The organism is Caballeronia udeis (assembly GCF_044909315.1).
In the GTDB taxonomy this organism is placed as follows: Bacteria; Pseudomonadota; Gammaproteobacteria; order Burkholderiales; family Burkholderiaceae; genus Caballeronia; species Caballeronia udeis_A.
In genome coordinates this window covers 66,856-86,003 of the sequence record NZ_JBIYEB010000038.1, presented here as the reverse complement: position 1 = coordinate 86,003, position 19,148 = coordinate 66,856, and the positions used below count along the sequence as shown (strand labels likewise).

Sequence of the window (19,148 nt, the reverse complement as noted above, 5' to 3'; positions counted from 1 at the left end):
AACCACCAGAACCCTGCCGCTTTCGCGTCGCTGCATCTGCAGCACAGAAACGAGATTATGTCCTGCGTTTCGCTTTTCGTCAACAGGTTTTTTACCGCTTCGTGACAAACATCATCTCGACTACCTGGACTTTTCAATTCCCTCGAAGCGCCGCCCTGCTTGGCTCTCCGGCTACCGAAATTGAACAGCTAACGCCCTTACTTCCCGCTTCTCTTCGCCTCATCCAGAAGCGAAGAGGCCGAATTCTAGTGCCCTCCCAGACGTTGCGCAAGCGGTTTGTGAAAAGAATATTAAGAGTACGTGAAGAGTCCGCGCGAATCCGGCGAAATACGAGGAAGAACCAGGCCCGTGCGTGATTCCATCGAGAAAACCTCCTGAAGGAACGTCGAGGTTGAATCAGGGGCCAACTCGCTATCGTTTCGGAAATTTGCTCCCGGACGCCATCTCAGAAACGGACCCGCTCTTCGAACCAAGGTCCTGCCTTGCGGCGAACGACGACGCGAATGTCCCGTCACGAACAACGCCAAGCGCGTCATTCAACGCCAAACGGTTTAATGCCCGCCAAAAACAAAAACCCCGCGAACCGTTACCGGGCGCGGGGTCGAACAACATCTTGGTACATCATGAAACGCCAAACTGGTGCCGGCTGCAGGACTCGAACCCGCCACCTTCTGATTACAAATCAACTGCTCTACCTGATGAGCTAAGCCGGCGAAGTCAGCGATTTTACTTCATTTGACGACCTTGAGGTGACCTCGACCAGATGATTTAGATCCATCGTCGTCAGGAGGAGACTCATCGTCATCTCGTGCCTCTCTTGCAGACGCGACCGTCTCACGTTGCTCGATCCGCTCAGTCCCGTTTTCGTCCGGACCCAGCTCCGACGATCGCGGTCCGTCCTCGCCCGACACGTCCGGCGCAGCACCAATCGCAGCGGGATCAACGGGAAAGGCCATGCCCTGGCCATTCTCTCGTGCATAGATAGCCAGCACGTTGGTGACCTGCACCTCGATCTTGTGCGACTTGCCAGAAAAGCGCGCACTGAATTCGATCCACTCATTACCCATCTGCAACTGGCTCGTAGCCTCGAAGCTGATGTTCAGAACGATCTCGTCGTTGCGCACGAATTGACGCGGCACGCGCGTGCCGTTGTCGACCCGCACCGCAATATGCGGCGTAAAGCCGTTATCCGTGCACCACTCATAGAGCGCGCGCAGTAGATAAGGCTTGGTGGATATTTCTTGCATCGACTTGCCCTCTATCGAAGGGGCGCGCGCCGGTCGAGCCGGCGCACCCCGCCATCGAAAATATTAGCGACGCATCACCTTTTCCGAAGGCGTCAGCGCTTCGATGTAAGCCGGCCGGCTGAAAATCCGTTCAGCATACTTCATCAACGGCGCAGCGTTCTTCGACAGCTCGATCCCATAGTGATCCAGACGCCACAGCAACGGCGCGATGGCGACGTCGAGCATGGAAAACTCTTCGCCGAGCATGTACTTGTTCTTCAGGAAAATGGGAGCGAGTTGCGTCAGACGATCGCGGATGGCGTTGCGCGCCTTCTCGTGATTCTTTTCCGCTGCCTTGCCCTTTTCGTTTTCCAGCGTGCCGACGTGCACGAACAGCTCTTTCTCGAAGTTCAGCAGGAACAGGCGAGCGCGGGCGCGCTGCACCGGATCGGCCGGCATGAGTTGCGGATGCGGAAAACGCTCGTCGATGTATTCGTTGATGATGTTCGATTCGTACAAGATCAGGTCGCGTTCGACCAGAATGGGAACCTGGCCGTACGGATTCATCACCGCGATGTCTTCCGGCTTGTTGAACAAGTCAACATCGCGGATTTCGAAGTCCATGCCCTTTTCGAACAACACCAGCCGGCAGCGCTGGGAGAACGGGCAGGTAGTGCCGGAGTACAAAACCATCATGATTAAAAGTCCCTTCAGAAAAACATAAGGGCCAGCGTGCGAAAAGCGCCTGCTAGGAGGCGCTTTGCCGACGCTGACCCACACCGATCGCGGCGTGTTATTTAATTTGCTTCCAGTATGCCGCGTTGAGGCGCCACGCCAGAAAGCTCAAAACTCCCAAGAACATCAGGACCCAGACACCCAGTTGCTTTCGCTCCTGCTGGGCCGGTTCCGCCATCCACGAAAGGTACGAAACCAGATCGGCCATAGCCGAATCATAATCTACTGGCGACATCGTCCCCGGAGTCACTTGGGTATAACCCGCGAAATGTTTGGTCTTTTCACCGGTTTTTTCGTCGACTTCGGTATCGAATTTCGCCGTCCGTACACCCTGCAACTCCCACAGCACGTGCGGCATAGCGACGTTTTCATACACTAGATTGTTCCAGCCGGTCGGCCGGGTATCGTCGCGATAAAAACTGCGCAAGTACGTGTAGATCCAATCCTTGCCGCGTGCCCTCGCCTCCACCGACAAATCCGGCGGCGCTGCCCCGAACCACGTTTTTGCGTCATCGGGGCGCATGGCGATCGTCATCGTGTTACCAACCTTGTCCGTGGTGAACAGCAAATTCGCCTGGATCTCCTTCGGATCGATGCCGATATCCGTCAGCCGGTTGTATCGCATCAAATTGGCACTGTGGCAATTCAGACAATAGTTTACAAACAATTTTGCGCCATGTTGAAGCGAAGCAAAATTTTCGGAGCTATCGGGCGCGGCGTCTAGCGGAACTTCCTGCGCGTGCGCCGGCGTCAAGCCGAACGACAGCAGTGCCACGCCAATCACCGCGAGGGTAGAAAACCATTTTTTCATCGTCATGTCTCCTGTTGCTGTCTGGGCGCGGGTCAATGCGGCTTGAACCGCACGCGGTCGGGCGGCTGCTTGAAGCGGCCGCGCGTCGTCCAGAAGGGCATGCCGAGGAAAAACCCAAAATAAATCAACGCACAAATCTGCGCAATCAGCGTGCTCGCCGGCGACGGCGGTTTCGTGCCCAGATAGCCCAGCACCAAAAACGCAAACACGAAGACGCCGTAGAACACCTTGTGGAAAAGCGGCCGGTACCGGATCGACTTGACGGGACTTCGATCAAGCCATGGCAAGAAGAACAGCGACACCACGGCCGTGCCCATCACCACCACGCCCCAGAATTTCGATTCGGTCAGCGCCATGAACACGACCAGCAGCAACGCCAGCACCGGCAAGCCAAATCGCCATTTTCCACGCGCTCGCAGCAGCGCCAGCACGCCCAGCAAAGCCACCACGATCATCAGCACGATCTTGAACGGGTCGGTGGTCGCGCGCAGCATGGCGTAGAAGGCGGTGAAGTACCACACGGGCGCGATCTCGTTCGGTGTCTGCAGCGAGTTCGCCGGCACGAAATTATTGGCTTCCAGGAAGTAGCCGCCCATTTCCGGCGCGAAGAAAATGATCGCGGCGAAGATGAACAGGAACACGCAGACGCCCATGAAATCGTGGACGGAGTAATACGGATGGAACGGGATGCCGTCGAGCGGAATGCCCTTTTCGTCCTTCTTGGCCTTGATCTCGATGCCGTCCGGGTTATTCGATCCCACTTCGTGCAACGCGACCAGATGAGCAACCACCAGACCGATCAGCACGAGCGGAATGGCGACCACATGGAACGCGAAGAAGCGGTTGAGCGTCACGTCCGACACCACGTAATCGCCGCGAATCCAGAGCGACAGATCCGGGCCGATGAACGGAATGGCCGAGAACAGGTTCACGATCACCTGTGCGCCCCAGAACGACATCTGGCCCCACGGCAGCAGGTAACCGAAGAACGCTTCGGCCATCAGGCACAGGAAAATCGCGCAGCCGAAGATCCACACGAGTTCGCGCGGCTTGCGATACGAGCCGTATAACAGCCCGCGAAACATGTGCAGATACACGACGACGAAGAACATCGACGCGCCGGTGGAGTGCATGTAGCGGATCAGCCAGCCCCACGGCACCTCACGCATGATGTATTCGACCGATGCAAACGCAAGCGTTGCATCGGGCTTGTAGTTCATCGTCAGGAAGATGCCGGTGACGATCTGGTTCACGAGCACGAGCAGCGCCAGTGAGCCGAAGAAGTACCAGAAATTGAAATTCTTTGGTGCGTAGTACTCGGAAACGTGCGTCTTCCAGGTCGATGTCAGCGGAAAGCGCCGGTCGATCCAGCCCAAAAAACCTGTTGTTTCCACTTCTTTATCGGTCGCCGCCATTACGCTTCTCCCTTTTCGTCCTTGCCAATCACGAGTGACGTCGCCGAAGTGAACATGTAAGGCGGAATGTCCAGGTTGTCCGGTGCGGGCTTGTTCTTGAACACACGGCCGGCCAGGTCATAGGTCGAGCCGTGGCACGGGCAGAGAAAACCGCCGGGCCAGTCGTCGGGGAGATTGGGCTGGGCGCCTTCCTGAAAGCGCGGCGTAGGGGTGCAGCCAAGGTGCGTGCAAACGGCCACGGCAACAAGCAGGTTCTTGTGATCAGTGCGCGAGCGGTATTCGTTATTGCAGTATTCCGGCAGCGGCATGCTGAATACTTTCTTCGACTGCGGGTCGGCGAGCTCGGGATCGGCCTTCTTCACGTCGGCGAGCATTTCGTCGGTACGGTTCAGAATCCAGACCGGCTTGCCGCGCCAGGCGACCGTCATCAGGTCACCAGGCTTGAGACCTGATATATCGACTTCGACCGGCGCGCCCGCTGCCTTGGCCTTCTCCGACGGTGCAAACGACCCGACGAACGGGACGCAAGCCGCTACGCCACCAATTCCGCCCATTACGGTCGTCGTGATCAGCCAGGTTCGGCGGCTGCCGTCGACGCGTTGATCTTCGTTGTCTCGCATCACACGCCCCACTTCTGAGTTGGATTTATACCGTCAGTTCGTTCTACCGACGCTAGTGTGCGCGAATGGAGTCGTCATTTACAAGAGTTGAATAGCAAAAAACGCTCGAAGTCCTTCATTCTTAAGGGTTTCCCCGCACTTATCGTGACTATCGAATGAAGGGGTCATTTAACCCATTCGATTATTTATTGCACCGCAAGATAATCACACCGGATTATCAATATCGATAAAGACATGCTCGATATCGAAATGCTCGGCCACATGGGCGCCGAGCGCCTGGACGCCGTACCGTTCAGTGGCATGATGCCCTGCCGCAACGTAGGCCACGCCGCTTTCCGCCGCGATGTGCATGGTCTGCTCGGAGACTTCGCCGCTGATGTAGACGTCGGCACCGGCGGCAATGGCTTCGTCGAAAAAGCCCTGCGCGCCGCCTGTGCACCAGGCCACGCGACGCAGTTCCCAATCAGGATTGCCGAACACGAGCGGCTTGCGCCCGACTTCGTTCTCGACCGTGGCGGTGAAATGCTCAAGCGACAACGGCACCGGCAACGACGCGATCCACCCGAGTTCCTGGTCGCCGAAGCGGTTATCCGCGATCAACCCAAGACGCGCGCCGAGTTGGGCGTTGTTACCGAACTCGGGATGCGAATCGAGCGGAAGGTGGTACGCGAACAGGTTGATATCGTGGTCCAGCAGCGTTTTCAGCCGCCGGTATTTGCGCCCGATGACCTGCGGCGCTTCGTTCTTCCAGAAGTAGCCGTGATGGACGAGCACGGCGTCGGCGCCCCACTCGATGGCCGCATCCAGGAACGCTTGCGACGCCGTGACGCCGGTCGCCAGTTTGCTCACGCGACGTGAGCCTTCAACCTGCAGACCATTCGGGCAATAGTCCTTGAAGCGCCCGATTTCAAGCAGATTGTTCAGATACAATTCTAGTTCGATCCGATCCATGAATTCCTCTATTCCATCAAATGCTTAGACGCTTCTGGCTGTTTTTTGCCCAAGCGGTGACCGTGCTTTTGGCGCTGATGTTCATCGTCGCGACCTTGAAACCGCAGTGGCTTCAACGCCAGGGAACGTTCGGCAAGCAACTCGCCGAACCGATCGTCGCGTTGCAGGAAGTTGCGCCGAGCATCGGTTCCCGGCCTGCCCAGTCGTCCTATGCGGATGGCGCACAGAAAGCCATGCCCGCCGTGGTCAACGTGTTTTCGAGCAAAGACGGCACGTTACCGCCCGATCCGCGCGCGAAAGACCCGCTGTTCCGCTATTTCTTCGGTGACAAGAACAAGCGCAAGGGCGACGAAACGCCGGCGTCGAATCTCGGCTCAGGCGTGATTGTCAGCTCCGAAGGCTACATTCTAACGAACCAACATGTCGTCGATGGGGCTGATCAGATCGAAGTTGCTTTGGCTGACGGACGGACGTCGTCGGCGAAAGTGATCGGCGTGGATCCGGAAACCGATCTCGCCGTGCTGAAAATCAACATGACGAACCTGCCCACCATCACGCTCGGCCGCATGGACCAGACGCGCGTGGGCGACGTGGTGCTGGCGATCGGCAATCCGTTCGGGGTCGGGCAGACGGTGACCATGGGTATTGTCAGCGCACTCGGGCGCAATCACCTCGGCATCAATACCTTCGAGAATTTTATCCAGACCGACGCGGCCATCAACCCGGGGAATTCGGGCGGTGCGCTGGTGGACGTGAACGGCAATCTGCTTGGCATCAATACGGCAATTTATTCGCGCAGCGGTGGCTCGCTCGGGATCGGCTTCGCCATTCCCGTGTCAACGGCGCGCAGCGTGCTTGAGAGCATCATCACCACAGGCACGGTCACGCGCGGCTGGATTGGCGTGGAACCGCAGGACGTGACGCCGGAGATCGCGGAATCGTTCGGGCTCGAGCAAAAGTCCGGCGCGATCGTGGCAGGCGTATTGCAGGGCGGACCGGCCGACAAAGCGGGCATCAAGCCCGGCGACATCCTGATCAGCATCAACGACGACACCATCACCGACACCACGCGCCTGCTGAACGTAGTCGCGCAGATCAAGCCGGGGACATCGGTGAAGGTGCATCTGATGCGCAAGAGCAAGGAGCTGGACTTGAGCGTGGTGATCGGCAAACGGCCGATGCAGCCCAAACAGCCCCAGCCGCCGGACGATGACAATGGCGGTGGAGATCAAAGCGACGAGTGAGGCGATCTGCAACTCGCCATGACGTGTGCGATACAAAGACAAAGGGGCCGTTCCAAACGTGGTTTGGAACGGCCCCTTCGCTTTCCCACCGTCATCCGCCCGCTGAAACCCTCAATCCCCTTCTCGTTTCGCGTCCTCCGCGGCTTCCGCTTCCTGCTCCTTGATCTTGTCCTTGCCCACGATCAGCCGTGCCGCAATGATGCCGACCTCGTAAAGAATGATCAGCGGCACGGCCAGGATCAATTGCGAGAACACGTCCGGCGGCGTCACCACAGCGGAAATCACGAACGCACCAACAATCACATACGGCCGGATCTGCCGCAGTTTCTTGATCGTCACGAACCCCATGCGCGCCAGGATCACCACGATGATCGGCACCTCGAAGGTCACGCCGAATGCCAGGAACATGGTGAGGACGAAACTCAGGTAATTGTCGATATCCGTCGTCATTTCCGCACCGAGCGGCGCGTTGTAATGCGCCATCACGCGGAAAATAGTGGGAAACACGACGAAATACGCGAACGCCATGCCGCACAGGAACAGGACATAGCTGCTTCCGACCAGCGGCACGACCAGCTTCTTCTCATGCTGATACAGCCCCGGCGCGATAAACGCCCAGATCTGATACAGCACGATAGGCAGCGCTATCACCAGCGCGACCATCATGGTCACCTTCATCGGCACGAAGAACGAGCCGGTGACGTCGGTGACAATCATCTTGCCGTCCTTCGGCAAATTCTGCATCAGCGGACGCGCGAGCAGCCGGAAGATATCCGGTGCCCAATAAACCAGCCCGATGAACACGACGATGACTGAAGCGCCTGCGCGGATGATGCGGTCACGCAGTTCGACCAGGTGCGAGATAAACGTCTCTTCGACGGGCTCGTCTTTAATCTGTTGCGGGTCGCTCACGCCGGCCCTCTGCTGGGATTCATCGATGGAAGGGAAGTAGGTATTCGCGCAATGAAAGCGAAGCAAACATCAGAAAAACCGCGTGGGACGGCGCAGCGTCTCAGGTGTATGCCGCGCCACGCGCGCCGCACCTGACTGAACGCGCGTCTTGCGCAACGTGGTGCGCTTGTACCAGTTCGGAATGGCGGCCTGCTTGACGCGCCAGTTCTTGCGTTTCGTAGGCGACGCGTTGCTGCTGAACGTGTTGTCCGCGTTCGAACGCCAAGTGTCGCCGGAAACGTGCGTCAGATTCGGGTCACCGCCGCCCGCCACGCTGTCGGACACCGACGTGCCCTGGTTCCACGCCTCGTTGAGTTCGTTTTCGTGCTGGCGAAGATTGTCGTGAATCTTGTTCTCGACATTCGATGCCGCCGTTTCGAACTCGGTACGCATCTTCTTCAACTCGTCGAGTTCCATCTCGCGCGAGACTTCGGCCTTGACGTCGTTGATATACCGCTGCGCGCGGCCGAACAGCGCGCCCGCAGTTCGCGCCACGCCGGGCAAGCGTTCCGGCCCGAGCACTACCAGCGCGACGACGCCGATCAGCGCCATTTTGGTCAGACCAAGGTCGAGCATGGAATCGAAGATCCTGAGGGTGGCGAGTGGGAGTGGCCGGTGCCGGGCTTAACCGTGCTTAATCAGTTCAATCAGCTTGGGTTAGCGGTAGTCGCTCGAACGGGTCTTGTCCTTCGCTTCCACGTCGACCGTGCCGTTGCGCGGCAATTCACGCTGCTCGGTCGGTGTTGCTTCGCCTTCCTTCATGCCTTCCTTGAAACCCTTTACCGCGCCGCCCAGATCGCCGCCGATGTTGCGCAGTTTTTTCGTGCCGAAAACCAGTGCCACGATCAGCAAAACGATCAACCAATGCCAAATGCTCAACGAACCCATGACTGAAAACTCTCCTTGGCTCCGCCACGCATGTCGCTCGCGACGAAGAATGTGGACCTTGCGGCCCGAGTCGGAGCGTCTACGCCCCGATGATTAAACCTATATTTTGCGCGCCCAATATTGCGCTGGAAAGACGCTTTCGTTTTCATTACATCCTGACCGGACGATCACGTACATTCGCAAAAAAACCCGTCACCCCATCCGGCGCCACGGACGTTCCCCGGCGAGGATATGGGCGTGAATGTGATACACCTCTTGCCCGCCGCCCGGCCCGGTGTTGATGACCGTGCGGAAACCGGTGTCGCCGCCGGTGTACGCCACGCCCAGCTCGTCAGCAAGCCGCGCCGTCAGGCTCAGCATTCTACCAAGCAGCGGCGCATCGGCTTCGGTGCAGCTCGACAGCGTCTCAATATGTTTACGCGGGATCACGAGCACATGAACGGGTGCGGCCGGGTTGATATCGTGAAAAGCAACAAATTCATCGTCCTCATGGACTTTCTTGCTTGGAATTTCTCCCGCAGCGATCTTGCAGAAAATGCAGTTCTCTTGGCTCATGTGTGTCGTGTGATATCCCGATATGAATGCAAGTTAAGGGGCCAGCGTTCAGCCTCAAACCCAGGCACCCGGTTGCAGGGGCTTGTTCTCGTACAAGAACAGCCAGCCCTTTATAACGCGATAAAGTGTCCAGATCCCGACAACGAACAAAATGGGGAAGCCGATAAACACCCAGATCAACGCTATGCCGATCACGTGACCGAGCAGCGCCAGCCAGAACGTGCGGATTTGCCATCGGAAATGCGCTTCGTAAGGTGTTCCGGCGACATCATCGCGTTTCAGGTAATTGATGATGACGGCGACCAGCACAGTCAGTCCACCCGTCAGCCAGTAGGCGGCGTAGAGCGCGTAAAGCACATGGGTCAACGTGCGCAAGCTGCGCAGGCGCTCGGATTCGGGCGAGTTTTGATAAACAGGCGGCGGATAAGGCTCGTAAGACTGATTCATTTCATCCTCCTCGGCGACCGGTCGAACGTGACTCGACCTTGCAACTTAGCCGCCGTTTTCGTTCTGCTCGCGATCGCGGGATTTGCGTAGCGCCTTTTCTTCGATTCCCGACATTCCTTCCCGCCGTTCCAGCTCGGCAATGACGTCTGCCGGACCGAGGTCGAAATGGGACAGCATCACGAGACAATGGAACCACAAGTCGGCCACTTCGCCGACAAGTGCCTTGGGTGCACCACCGTGTCGCGTGTCCTTGGCGGCCAGCACGACTTCGGTTGCTTCCTCGCCGATCTTCTTGAGAATAGCGTCGTCACCTTTATGAAAGAGTCGGGAAACGTAGGATTGTTCCGGGTCCCCGCCCTTGCGGCTATCGATAATCGCCGCGAGGCGCAGTAGCGTGTCTTGCGTGGAAAGCGTGGCTTGAGTCATTACTTATAGATATGTTCGGGGTCCATCAAGACCGGTTCAACAGCGACCCAGTCGCCCGTTTCCACCGACCCCTCGAATTTCTGGAAAAAGCACGAATGGCGGCCTGTGTGGCATGCAATGCCCGACACCTGTTCCACTTTCAGTAGTACGACGTCTTCGTCGCAATCGAGCCGCACTTCGTGCACGTGCTGGACGTGTCCCGATTCCTCACCCTTGAACCATAAGCGCTGGCGCGAACGCGAGTAATACACCGCGCGCTTCAGTTCGATGGTTTTCGCCAATGCTTCGCGGTTCATCCACGCGAACATCAGTACGTCGCCCGTTGTGGATTCCTGCGCGATCACCGGTACAAGGCCGTTCGCGTCCCACTTGACCTTCTCGATCCAGGCCGCCTCTTCAGTTTGTGCAGTCACCGCTTAAATCCTCACCGATATGCCCTGAGCGGCCATGAAGCGTTTTGCCTCGCCGACCGTGTGTTCGCCATAGTGGAAGATGCTGGCCGCAAGCACCGCATCGGCGTGACCTTCGGTGATGCCGTCGGCCAGATGCGCGAGGGATCCCACGCCGCCCGAGGCGATCACAGGAATGGAAATGGCGTCCGATACCGCCCGTGTCAACGCAAGGTCGAAGCCGCTTTTCGTGCCATCGCGATCCATGCTGGTCAGCAGGATCTCGCCCGCGCCAAATTCCGCCATCTTGCGAGCCCACTCGATCACGTCAAGCCCTGTGTTCTTGCGGCCGCCGTGCGTGAAAACTTCCCAGCGTGGGGTTTCGTCCGCGGCGCTGACGCGCTTCGCGTCAATGGCCACCACAATGCACTGTGAACCATGTTTATCCGACGCGTCGCGTACGAGTTGCGGATTCGCCACCGCCGATGAATTCATGCTGATCTTGTCGGCGCCCGCGTTCAGCAGCCGGCGCACGTCTTCCACAGCGCGCACGCCGCCGCCAACCGTCAGCGGGATAAAAACCTGTGACGCCACTTGTTCGATGATCGGCAGAATCAGGTCGCGCTGGTCGGAGGTGGCGGTGATATCGAGGAACGTGAGTTCGTCAGCGCCCTGGTCGTCGTATCGGCGAGCAATTTCGACAGGATCGCCCGCGTCGCGCAATTCGAGGAAATTAACACCCTTGACCACGCGGCCGGCGGTGACGTCGAGACACGGGATAATGCGTTTAGCGAGAGCCATGTTGGTGCGAATGCCGTTTTGTTGCGAACGAGTGCTTAGGAAAGCGAGGCGGTTTAATCGAAATTGACCGTCGCGAGAAGAAACCACGAAACGCCGCCCCGCCTGAACGAACTTGCGGCATGCCCTCGGTCAAGCCGAGCGAAAAGCCATCCGCCAAGCACATGAGGCGCTTAAATCAGGCGTGCTGAAAAGCTCACCGCGATGTCAGGTTATCCGCGACCGCCGGCGCCCTCGCAGCATGCTGCAGCTCAGGCGTCGTCGGCTTCGCGCAGCTTGTCGGCGCGCGCTTGCGCAGCCGCGAAATCCAGGTCGCCCGAATAGATCGCACGTCCACAGATCACGCCTTCAATGCCCTCGTCTTCCACTTCGCACAGCGAGTCGATGTCGCCCAGGTTCGACAACCCGCCGCTCGCGATCACTGGAATCTTGACGGCTTGCGCGAGGCGCACAGTGGCTTCAATGTTGATGCCCTGCAACATGCCGTCGCGGCCGATATCTGTGTAGATGATCGCCTCGCAGCCGTAGTCTTCGAACTTGCGGCCAAGGTCAATGACTTCATGACCGGTCAGCTTGCTCCAGCCGTCGGTGGCAACCTTGCCGTCCTTCGCATCCAGCCCGACGATGATATGACCCGCGAACGCGGTGCACGCATCTTGCAGGAAGCCCGGATTTTTCACCGCCGCCGTGCCGATGATCACGTACTCCAGACCGTCGTCAAGATATCGCTCGATGGTGTTCAGGTCGCGAATGCCGCCGCCGAGCTGCACCGGAATGTCGTTGCCGACTTCCTGGATGATGGCGCGGATGGCTTCTTCGTTTTTCGGCTTGCCGGCGAATGCGCCGTTCAGGTCGACGAGATGAAGCCGCCGCGCGCCCCGATCGACCCATAGCCGGGCCATTGCCGCCGGATCTTCGGAAAAAATGGTCGCCTGGTCCATATCGCCTTGTTTGAGGCGTACGCACTGACCGTCTTTTAGATCGATGGCCGGAATGAGCAACATAGAAATAGCATTATCGGATAAGGGTTAATCGAACGGTTGCAAACTTGGGCACAGCGCCTTTGTTTTGCTTGCCGTCTCGCTAGTGTAGTACAAGTGATGCAAGGCTCGCCGCTGCAAACGGCATAAGCCAAAACGTCAAACCAACGCTAAAACAGCACCAAAAACGCGAACTTTACGGTTTCCAGTGTACGAAGTTTCGATACAGCTGCAAGCCCGCGTCCGCGCTCTTCTCGGGGTGAAACTGGGTCGCGAACAGATTGTCCCGTGCAATGGCCGAGGTGAACGGTGCGCCGTACAGGGTTTCGCCGGACGTATGCGCCGGATTGTCCGGGACGCCGTAATAACTGTGCACGAAATAGAAAAACGATTCGTCGGGCACGCCGTCCCACAATGCATGTCGCTGCGTCTGGCGCACGCGGTTCCAGCCCATTTGCGGCACTTTGAAACGCGAACCGTCGTCCTGCAGCTGGCCTTGCAGGTCGAAGCGCAAGACCTTGCCGGGTATCAGGCCAAGGCCGTTCGTACCCTTCTCGCCCCCTTCCTCGCTCCAATCGAACAGCATCTGCTCGCCGACACACACGCCCAGCATGGGTTTGTCGCGCGCGGCTTCCATCACGGCTTCCTGCAAGCCCGACGCGCCGAGGTGTGCCATGCAGTCGCGCATGGCGCCCTGTCCCGGCAGCACGACACGCTCAGCTGCACGGATCGCTTCGGGCTGCTCGACTATCGCCACGTCCGCTTCGGGCGCGGCCTTGCGGAGCGCCTGATATACGGAGCGCAGGTTGCCCATGCCATAGTCCACGATTGCTATTGAAGTTTTCATCGAAGTATTCAATTCAGCACGTTCCAGAACGCTATTTCAAAGAGGGCAACAACACCTTCAATCCATTGACGATAAATTCCACCGCCAGCGCCGACAACATCAAGCCCATCAGCCGCGTGCCGATGTTGATGCCGGTGCGCCCGACCCAGCGCGCAATGGGTTCGGCGAGCATCAACGCGCCGAAGCACAATCCCGCCAGAACCGCGCCGATCACGACCAGCCCGAGACGGTCATACCAGTGCACCACACTTGCAGAATAGACGATCACCGTGCTGATGGAACCCGGCCCCGTCAGCAGCGGAATGGCGAGCGGCACGACCGCGATGCTGTTTTTCATCTCGGCTTCGTGTCGCTCTTCCGGCGTGGAGCGCGTGTTGCCGACTTGCGCGTTCAACATGTTGATCGCCATCAACAACATGATGATGCCGCCGCCCACTTCAAGAGAACCGACCGAAATCCCGAAGAACGCGATGATCTGCTGTCCGAGCAGCGCGGTCACCGCAATCACGCAGAAGACTGAAATGGACGCAATCCGGATCGTGCCGGCCTTTTCCGAGCTCGACATGTCGGTCGTCAGGCTCAGGAAAAACGGGATGGCGCCGACCGGATTGATCAGCGCGAGCAACGAAATAAACGACTTGAGTAGATTCATCGCAGGCCAGCATGGCTCGTATCGACGCGGACGGCCGGAACGTGCTCGATCACGCTTGAGAGCACGCCCTTCGTTTGCCGGTTTTCCGCGTTATTTAGAAGGCGCTTAAAGGCTGCCCTTGGTCGATGGAATCTGCCCGGCCGCGCGCTCGTCCAGCTCAACAGCCATGCGCAACGCGCGGCCGAATGCCTTGAAGACGGTTTCCACCTGATGATGCGCGTTGATACCGCGCAAATTGTCGATATGCAGCGTCACGCCCGCATGATTCACGAAGCCGCGGAAGAATTCGATGGTGAGATCGACGTCGAACGTACCAATACGCGCACGCGTGAACGGAACGTGAAATTCCAGTCCCGGCCGGCCCGAAAAATCGATCACTACGCGTGACAGCGCTTCGTCGAGCGGCACGTAGGAATGTCCATACCGGCGAATACCCTTGCGGTCGCCGATCGCCTTCGCCACTGCCTGGCCCAGCGTGATACCCGTGTCTTCCACCGTGTGGTGGTCGTCGATATGAAGGTCGCCATGCGCTTCGACTTCAAGGTCGAAGAGGCCGTGACGCGCGATCTGGTCAAGCATGTGATCGAGAAACGGCACACCCGTGGCGAGCTTTTGCTTGCCGGTGCCGTCCAGGTCGAGCTTCACACGGATCTGCGTTTCGCTGGTGTTGCGAACGACTTCCGCAATGCGCATGGTGTTTCCTTCGAGGCTTTTAAGAGATTTCAGTGCAGCGCGAGTTTCAGGGCAGCGATCATTTGCGCATTCTCTTGCGCCGATCCAACCGTCAAACGCACGCAATTTGCCAATAACGGATGCATTTTACTCACGTTTTTGATCAAAACCCGCGATGTCAACAGGGTTTCGAATACAGCAGCGGCATCGGGAACACGAACGAGCAGGAAGTTGCCGGCACTCGGGAAAACGGTCGTGCCGGGCAGCGCCTTGATCGCGTCTTCCAGGCGCGTGCGCTCGGCGCGGAGCTCGGTTGCCTGAGCGTCGAGTACGTCGAGGTGATCGAGCATGAAATCCGCGGCCGCCTGCGTCAGCACATTGACGTTGTATGGCGGGCGCACTTTATCGAATTCGGTCGTCCACGACGCCTTGCCCGCCAGATAGCCCAGGCGAATACCCGCCAGACCGAGCTTCGACATGGTCCGCATCACGACAACGTTGTCGAAGTCCGCCGCGCGCGGCAGCCAGCTTTGCTGCGCGAACGGTTGATACGCTTCATCGATCACGACCAGGCTATTCGATGCCGCCGCGATCACGCATTCAATGTCCGCGTCATCGTAGAGCGTGCCGGTCGGATTGTTCGGATACGCGAGATATACCAGCGCGGGGTTGTGCGTTTCGATTGCGGTAATCAGCGCATCGACGTCGAGCGTGAAATCCGCGTTCAACGGCACGCCGATAAACTCAAGCCCCGCGAACTTCGCCGACATCGCGTACATCACGAAGCCGGGAACCGGTGCAACAACTGCAGCGCCGGGTTTCGCGCACGCCATCGACATCATGCTGATCAATTCATCCGAACCATTGCCGAGCAGCAATTCGCACGCGGCGGGCACCTGCATGACGCGCTTGATCTTCTCGATCAACGCAGTTGGGCGCGGTTCGGGGTATCGGTTCAACGCAACGTCCGCCAGTCGTTCGCCCAACTGAACAGCCAGGTTCGCCGGCAACCGATACGGATTTTCCATCGCGTCGAGCTTCACGAGGCCGGTTGAATCCGGCACGGGATAACACGTCATCGCGAGGACGTCGGGGCGCAGAATGTCTTGTGGTCGTGTCATGGTATTGCCGGACTCCAGCGCCGGACGTTGGGCGGCTCTAAGGCCGCCTCGGTGTTTAACTCGGTTTGCGTCGTTGCTCAGTTACTGCGACGTATTTTTCATCCGGTATTCAGCGCTGCGCGCGTGCGCCTGGAGGCCTTCGCCATACGCCAGTTCGGCCGCAATCTCGCCAAGCGTCTGCGCGCCTTCCGCGCTGACTTCAATCACGCTCGAGCGCTTCAGGAAGTCGTACACACCCAGCGGCGATGAGAACCGTGCAGTCCGCGACGTCGGCAGCACGTGATTCGGTCCCGCGCAGTAATCGCCGAGACTTTCGCTCGTGTAGCGGCCAAGGAAGATAGCGCCCGCATGACGGATCTGCGCCGCCCAGTGATGCGGATCGAGCGCGGAAATTTCGAGGTGTTCCGGCGCGATGTCGTTGGCGATCGCGCAGGCTTCGTTCATGTCCGCGACCTTGATCAGCGCGCCGCGGTCTTCGAGCGAGCGCTGGATCACGTCGCGACGGGGCAACGTGGGCAGCAATTCGTTGATTGCGTCTTCCACGCGCTGGATGAATGCGGCGTCCGGGCACAGCAGGATGGATTGCGCGAGTTCGTCGTGTTCGGCTTGCGAGAACAGGTCCATCGCGACCCAGCGCGGATCCGTGGTGGCGTCGCAGATAATCAGGATTTCCGACGGTCCCGCGATCATGTCGATACCGACCGTGCCGAACACGCGTCGTTTTGCCGATGCCACGTACGCGTTGCCCGGGCCGCAGATTTTGTCGACGGCAGGAATGGATTGCGTCCCATAGGCCAGCGCGCCAATTGCCTGCGCACCGCCAATCGTGAACACGCGATCCACACCGCCCAGCAACGCGGCTGCGAGCACCAGCGGATTTTTCACGCCGTCCGGCGTGGGCACGACCATCACGATTTCCTTCACGCCGGCAACGCGCGCGGGAATCGCGTTCATCAGCACCGACGACGGATACGCCGCCTTGCCGCCCGGCACATAGATACCCGCGCGATCCAGCGGCGTGACTTTCTGGCCGAGCACCGTGCCGTCGGCTTCCGTGTACTGCCAGCTATGACTGCCGCACTCGATCCGCTGTTTCTCGTGATACCCGCGCACGCGCGCCGCCGCGGCTTCCAGCGCGGCGCGGCGCTTCGGTTCGAGCCCTTCGAGCGCCGCTTCCAGTTCGGCCGCCGGCAATTCCAGCGATGCGACGCTTTCGGCCTTCAGCCGGTCAAACTTGTTCGTGTAGTCCAGGACGGCGTCGTCGCCACGCTTTTTGACATCGGCGAGAATCTGCGCGACCGAGCGCTCAATGGCTTCGTCCTCGCTCGCCTCGAACGCGAGCACCGCGTGCAGCGCCGTGTGAAAACCATTGGCACTGGAATCGAGTTTGCGAATCTTGATAGACATGCTGGTATCCGTTTGTTTGCCCTGCTCTACTTTTACGCGCCGGCCGACGCGCGCTCGAACGCATCGAGATACGGCTTCAACGCAGCACGCTTCAACTTCAGCGCGGCCTGATTGACGACCAGACGCGACGATATTTCCATGATTTCTTCGACTTCGACCAAATCATTCGCACGCAACGTATTACCTGAACTGACCAGGTCGACAATGGCGTCGGCCAGACCGACCAGCGGCGCCAGTTCCATCGATCCATACAGCTTGATCAGATCGACGTGAACGCCCTTCGCCGCGAAATGCTCACGTGCCACTTCAACATATTTTGTCGCGACGCGCAGCCGGGCGCCTTGCCGCACTGCAGTGTCGTAATCGAAGCCGTTTTTCACCGCCACCGACATCCGGCAGCGCGCAATATTCAGATCGATCGGTTGATACAACCCGCCGCCGCCGTGCTCGATCAGCACGTCCTTGCCCGCCACGCCGAAGTCGGCTGCGCCGTACTCGACGTAGGTCGGGACATCGGTCGCACGCACGATGATCACGCGCAAATTCGGATTCGTGGTCGGCAAGATCAGCTTGCGTGACGTTTCGGGATCTTCGGTCACTTCCACGCCGGCTGCGGCGAGCAGCGGCAGGGTTTCATCGAAGATCCGTCCCTTCGATAACGCCAGCGTCAACATCGCGCTGGACGGCACCGAGCTCAGCGACCGGGAAGTTTGCAGCGAACTCATTGCTCGCCTCCGCTACCCTTGATGCGCCGCACGTTCGCGCCAACCGCCGTGAGTTTGCTTTCCATACGGTCGTACCCGCGATCGAGGTGATAAATACGATCAATCAGCGTTTCGCCATCCGCGCACATGGCCGCGATCACCAGGCTCGCCGATGCCCGCAGGTCAGTCGCCATCACCTTGGCACCCGACAGTTTCTGTACGCCGGTCACCAGCGCCGTGTTGCCGTCGATAGTGATGCTCGCGCCCAGCCGGTTCAGTTCCTGCACGTGCATGAAACGGTTTTCGAAGATGGTTTCCACCGCCTGCGACGTACCGGTCGCGAGCGTGTTGAGCGCCATGAACTGCGCCTGCATGTCGGTGGGGAACGCCGGATATTCCGATGTACGGAAGCTGACCGCACTCGGACGTTTGCTCATGCGCACGCGAATCCAGCTCTCGCCTTCTTCAACAGATACACCCGCTTCGTGCAGCTTTTCAATCACTGCTTCGAGCAACGAGGGATTCACGTTGCGCAACGTCACGTCGCCGCCGGTCGCCGCGACCGCACACAGGAACGTGCCTGCTTCAATCCGATCCGGCACGACCGAATGACGCGCGCCGTGCAACTTGTCGACACCTTGAATCACCAGCCGGTCCGACCCGATCCCATCGATCTTCGCGCCCATCGCGACAAGCAGATTCGCGAGATCGCTGACTTCCGGCTCGCGCGCCGCGTTTTCGATGACCGTTTCGCCTTCCGCCAGCACCGCCGCCATCAGCAGGTTTTCCGTGCCGGTGACGGTGATCATGTCGGTGACGATGCGCGCGCCCTTAAGCCGCTTCGCCCGCGCTTCAATGAAGCCGTGCTCGATCGTGATCTCGGCGCCCATCGCCTGCAGGCCCTTGATGTGCTGATCGACGGGACGCGCGCCGATCGCGCAGCCACCCGGCAACGACACCTTCGCTTCGCCGAAACGCGCAAGCAACGGCCCGAGCACGAGGATTGATGCCCGCATGGTCTTGACCATTTCATAGGGCGCTACAAGATTGTCGACCTTCGATGCATTCAGCCAGACCTTTCCGTCCGCTGATTCGGAACGCAGGCCCATCTGGTTGAGCAATTTGAGCATCGTGCGCACGTCTTGCAGGTTCGGCACGTTCTCCAGATGGACGTCGTCAGCGGTGAGCAAGCTGGCGCAAAGAATGGGCAACGCCGCGTTCTTCGCACCCGATACGACGATTTCGCCCGAGAGCTTCGCGCCCCCGACAATCACGAGTTTATCCATGCTTGGCGTTCCTTCTACGGAGC

The 19,148-nt window shown here is 59.0% G+C and carries 23 protein-coding genes and 1 tRNA gene; 1 reads left to right on the top strand and 23 read right to left on the bottom strand.

The features are described from left to right. Positions 1–637: 637 nt before the first annotated feature. From ABH944_RS39250 to ABH944_RS39220, 7 genes are all read right to left on the bottom strand, one after another. A tRNA-Thr gene (locus ABH944_RS39250) sits at positions 638–713 on the bottom strand. 18 nt (positions 714–731) lie between these two features. Beyond that, positions 732–1,247 (bottom strand): ClpXP protease specificity-enhancing factor, encoded by a 516-nt coding sequence (locus tag ABH944_RS39245; protein ID WP_404613542.1) that lies wholly within the window; start codon positions 1,245–1,247, stop codon positions 732–734. A gap of 63 nt (positions 1,248–1,310) precedes the next feature. After that, complete coding sequence (locus tag ABH944_RS39240; protein WP_031362199.1) at positions 1,311–1,922, bottom strand: glutathione S-transferase N-terminal domain-containing protein; 612 nt, start codon at positions 1,920–1,922, stop codon at positions 1,311–1,313. A gap of 97 nt (positions 1,923–2,019) precedes the next feature. Continuing rightward, positions 2,020–2,772 (bottom strand): cytochrome c1, encoded by a 753-nt coding sequence (locus tag ABH944_RS39235; protein WP_404613545.1) that lies wholly within the window; start codon positions 2,770–2,772, stop codon positions 2,020–2,022. Between the two features lie 32 nt (positions 2,773–2,804). Further along, positions 2,805–4,187, bottom strand: a complete 1,383-nt coding sequence (locus ABH944_RS39230; protein ID WP_404613547.1) for a cytochrome b — start codon at positions 4,185–4,187, stop codon at positions 2,805–2,807. Continuing rightward, positions 4,187–4,807, bottom strand: a complete 621-nt coding sequence (gene petA / locus ABH944_RS39225; protein ID WP_404613549.1) for a ubiquinol-cytochrome c reductase iron-sulfur subunit — start codon at positions 4,805–4,807, stop codon at positions 4,187–4,189. Before petA ends, ABH944_RS39230 begins: the two co-directional genes overlap by 1 nt. A gap of 204 nt (positions 4,808–5,011) precedes the next feature. Continuing rightward, entirely contained in the window at positions 5,012–5,758 is a 747-nt protein-coding gene (locus ABH944_RS39220) for a Nif3-like dinuclear metal center hexameric protein (RefSeq protein WP_404613551.1), read from the bottom strand. Positions 5,759–5,778: 20 nt separating this feature from the next. Here ABH944_RS39220 and ABH944_RS39215 point away from each other — a divergent pair, with 20 nt between their 5' ends. Continuing rightward, positions 5,779–7,002, top strand: coding sequence for a Do family serine endopeptidase (locus tag ABH944_RS39215; RefSeq protein ID WP_062092247.1), 1,224 nt, complete (start codon positions 5,779–5,781; stop codon positions 7,000–7,002). Between the two features lie 111 nt (positions 7,003–7,113). On the opposite strand, the gene tatC is transcribed toward ABH944_RS39215, so the two are convergent. From tatC to murA, 16 genes are all read right to left on the bottom strand, one after another. Further along, positions 7,114–7,914 carry a twin-arginine translocase subunit TatC gene (gene tatC, locus ABH944_RS39210; RefSeq protein ID WP_404613554.1) on the bottom strand — a complete coding sequence of 267 codons (801 nt, stop codon included), beginning with the start codon at positions 7,912–7,914 and terminating at the stop codon, positions 7,114–7,116. Positions 7,915–7,983: 69 nt separating this feature from the next. Continuing rightward, positions 7,984–8,529, bottom strand: a complete 546-nt coding sequence (tatB, locus tag ABH944_RS39205; RefSeq protein ID WP_404613557.1) for a Sec-independent protein translocase protein TatB — start codon at positions 8,527–8,529, stop codon at positions 7,984–7,986. Positions 8,530–8,610: 81 nt separating this feature from the next. Next, on the bottom strand, positions 8,611–8,841 hold the full coding sequence (gene tatA / locus ABH944_RS39200; protein ID WP_050381548.1) for a Sec-independent protein translocase subunit TatA: 231 nt from the start codon (positions 8,839–8,841) through the stop codon (positions 8,611–8,613). A gap of 192 nt (positions 8,842–9,033) precedes the next feature. Next, entirely contained in the window at positions 9,034–9,396 is a 363-nt protein-coding gene (locus tag ABH944_RS39195) for a histidine triad nucleotide-binding protein (protein WP_062092250.1), read from the bottom strand. Positions 9,397–9,450: 54 nt separating this feature from the next. Further along, positions 9,451–9,843 (bottom strand): DUF4870 family protein, encoded by a 393-nt coding sequence (locus ABH944_RS39190; protein WP_097265561.1) that lies wholly within the window; start codon positions 9,841–9,843, stop codon positions 9,451–9,453. A 45-nt stretch (positions 9,844–9,888) separates the two neighbouring features. Next, positions 9,889–10,269, bottom strand: a complete 381-nt coding sequence (locus ABH944_RS39185) for a phosphoribosyl-ATP diphosphatase (protein ID WP_047845404.1) — start codon at positions 10,267–10,269, stop codon at positions 9,889–9,891. Then, positions 10,269–10,682: a phosphoribosyl-AMP cyclohydrolase gene (gene hisI, locus ABH944_RS39180; protein WP_404613560.1), complete on the bottom strand. Its 414-nt coding sequence runs from the start codon at positions 10,680–10,682 to the stop codon at positions 10,269–10,271. The genes ABH944_RS39185 and hisI overlap by 1 nt, the downstream gene beginning before the upstream one ends. Positions 10,683–10,685: 3 nt before the next feature. Beyond that, entirely contained in the window at positions 10,686–11,459 is a 774-nt protein-coding gene (gene hisF / locus ABH944_RS39175; protein WP_404613562.1) for an imidazole glycerol phosphate synthase subunit HisF, read from the bottom strand. A gap of 248 nt (positions 11,460–11,707) precedes the next feature. Then, positions 11,708–12,460, bottom strand: coding sequence for a 1-(5-phosphoribosyl)-5-[(5-phosphoribosylamino)methylideneamino]imidazole-4-carboxamide isomerase (gene hisA, locus ABH944_RS39170; RefSeq protein WP_062092255.1), 753 nt, complete (start codon positions 12,458–12,460; stop codon positions 11,708–11,710). Between the two features lie 172 nt (positions 12,461–12,632). After that, complete coding sequence (gene hisH, locus ABH944_RS39165) at positions 12,633–13,283, bottom strand: imidazole glycerol phosphate synthase subunit HisH (protein ID WP_404613564.1); 651 nt, start codon at positions 13,281–13,283, stop codon at positions 12,633–12,635. Positions 13,284–13,314: 31 nt separating this feature from the next. Further along, positions 13,315–13,935 carry a MarC family protein gene (locus tag ABH944_RS39160; RefSeq protein WP_404613566.1) on the bottom strand — a complete coding sequence of 207 codons (621 nt, stop codon included), beginning with the start codon at positions 13,933–13,935 and terminating at the stop codon, positions 13,315–13,317. A 105-nt stretch (positions 13,936–14,040) separates the two neighbouring features. Continuing rightward, positions 14,041–14,628 carry an imidazoleglycerol-phosphate dehydratase HisB gene (gene hisB / locus ABH944_RS39155; protein WP_031362181.1) on the bottom strand — a complete coding sequence of 196 codons (588 nt, stop codon included), beginning with the start codon at positions 14,626–14,628 and terminating at the stop codon, positions 14,041–14,043. A gap of 29 nt (positions 14,629–14,657) precedes the next feature. Continuing rightward, positions 14,658–15,728: a histidinol-phosphate transaminase gene (hisC, locus tag ABH944_RS39150; RefSeq protein ID WP_404613569.1), complete on the bottom strand. Its 1,071-nt coding sequence runs from the start codon at positions 15,726–15,728 to the stop codon at positions 14,658–14,660. 81 nt (positions 15,729–15,809) lie between these two features. Then, positions 15,810–17,135, bottom strand: coding sequence for a histidinol dehydrogenase (gene hisD / locus ABH944_RS39145; protein WP_404613571.1), 1,326 nt, complete (start codon positions 17,133–17,135; stop codon positions 15,810–15,812). A 32-nt stretch (positions 17,136–17,167) separates the two neighbouring features. Continuing rightward, positions 17,168–17,860: an ATP phosphoribosyltransferase gene (gene hisG / locus ABH944_RS39140; protein ID WP_097265573.1), complete on the bottom strand. Its 693-nt coding sequence runs from the start codon at positions 17,858–17,860 to the stop codon at positions 17,168–17,170. After that, positions 17,857–19,125, bottom strand: coding sequence for a UDP-N-acetylglucosamine 1-carboxyvinyltransferase (murA, locus tag ABH944_RS39135; protein WP_404613574.1), 1,269 nt, complete (start codon positions 19,123–19,125; stop codon positions 17,857–17,859). The genes hisG and murA overlap by 4 nt, the downstream gene beginning before the upstream one ends. Between the last annotated feature and the right edge of the window lie 23 nt (positions 19,126–19,148).

What these genes read in the sequence shown, in the direction of transcription:
- ABH944_RS39245 (WP_404613542.1), bottom strand. Translation starts at nt 1,247, where the DNA reads ATGCAAGAAATATCCACCAAGCCTTATCTACTGCGCGCGCTCTATGAG.
- ABH944_RS39240 (WP_031362199.1), bottom strand. Translation starts at nt 1,922, where the DNA reads ATGATGGTTTTGTACTCCGGCACTACCTGCCCGTTCTCCCAGCGCTGC.
- ABH944_RS39235 (WP_404613545.1), bottom strand. Translation starts at nt 2,772, where the DNA reads ATGAAAAAATGGTTTTCTACCCTCGCGGTGATTGGCGTGGCACTGCTG.
- ABH944_RS39230 (WP_404613547.1), bottom strand. Translation starts at nt 4,187, where the DNA reads ATGGCGGCGACCGATAAAGAAGTGGAAACAACAGGTTTTTTGGGCTGG.
- petA (WP_404613549.1), bottom strand. Translation starts at nt 4,807, where the DNA reads ATGCGAGACAACGAAGATCAACGCGTCGACGGCAGCCGCCGAACCTGG.
- ABH944_RS39220 (WP_404613551.1), bottom strand. Translation starts at nt 5,758, where the DNA reads ATGGATCGGATCGAACTAGAATTGTATCTGAACAATCTGCTTGAAATC.
- ABH944_RS39215 (WP_062092247.1), top strand. Translation starts at nt 5,779, where the DNA reads ATGCTTAGACGCTTCTGGCTGTTTTTTGCCCAAGCGGTGACCGTGCTT.
- tatB (WP_404613557.1), bottom strand. Translation starts at nt 8,529, where the DNA reads ATGCTCGACCTTGGTCTGACCAAAATGGCGCTGATCGGCGTCGTCGCG.
- tatA (WP_050381548.1), bottom strand. Translation starts at nt 8,841, where the DNA reads ATGGGTTCGTTGAGCATTTGGCATTGGTTGATCGTTTTGCTGATCGTG.
- ABH944_RS39195 (WP_062092250.1), bottom strand. Translation starts at nt 9,396, where the DNA reads ATGAGCCAAGAGAACTGCATTTTCTGCAAGATCGCTGCGGGAGAAATT.
- ABH944_RS39190 (WP_097265561.1), bottom strand. Translation starts at nt 9,843, where the DNA reads ATGAATCAGTCTTACGAGCCTTATCCGCCGCCTGTTTATCAAAACTCG.
- ABH944_RS39185 (WP_047845404.1), bottom strand. Translation starts at nt 10,269, where the DNA reads ATGACTCAAGCCACGCTTTCCACGCAAGACACGCTACTGCGCCTCGCG.
- hisF (WP_404613562.1), bottom strand. Translation starts at nt 11,459, where the DNA reads ATGGCTCTCGCTAAACGCATTATCCCGTGTCTCGACGTCACCGCCGGC.
- hisA (WP_062092255.1), bottom strand. Translation starts at nt 12,460, where the DNA reads ATGTTGCTCATTCCGGCCATCGATCTAAAAGACGGTCAGTGCGTACGC.
- hisH (WP_404613564.1), bottom strand. Translation starts at nt 13,283, where the DNA reads ATGAAAACTTCAATAGCAATCGTGGACTATGGCATGGGCAACCTGCGC.
- ABH944_RS39160 (WP_404613566.1), bottom strand. Translation starts at nt 13,935, where the DNA reads ATGAATCTACTCAAGTCGTTTATTTCGTTGCTCGCGCTGATCAATCCG.
- hisB (WP_031362181.1), bottom strand. Translation starts at nt 14,628, where the DNA reads ATGCGCATTGCGGAAGTCGTTCGCAACACCAGCGAAACGCAGATCCGT.
- hisC (WP_404613569.1), bottom strand. Translation starts at nt 15,728, where the DNA reads ATGACACGACCACAAGACATTCTGCGCCCCGACGTCCTCGCGATGACG.
- hisD (WP_404613571.1), bottom strand. Translation starts at nt 17,135, where the DNA reads ATGTCTATCAAGATTCGCAAACTCGATTCCAGTGCCAATGGTTTTCAC.
- hisG (WP_097265573.1), bottom strand. Translation starts at nt 17,860, where the DNA reads ATGAGTTCGCTGCAAACTTCCCGGTCGCTGAGCTCGGTGCCGTCCAGC.
- murA (WP_404613574.1), bottom strand. Translation starts at nt 19,125, where the DNA reads ATGGATAAACTCGTGATTGTCGGGGGCGCGAAGCTCTCGGGCGAAATC.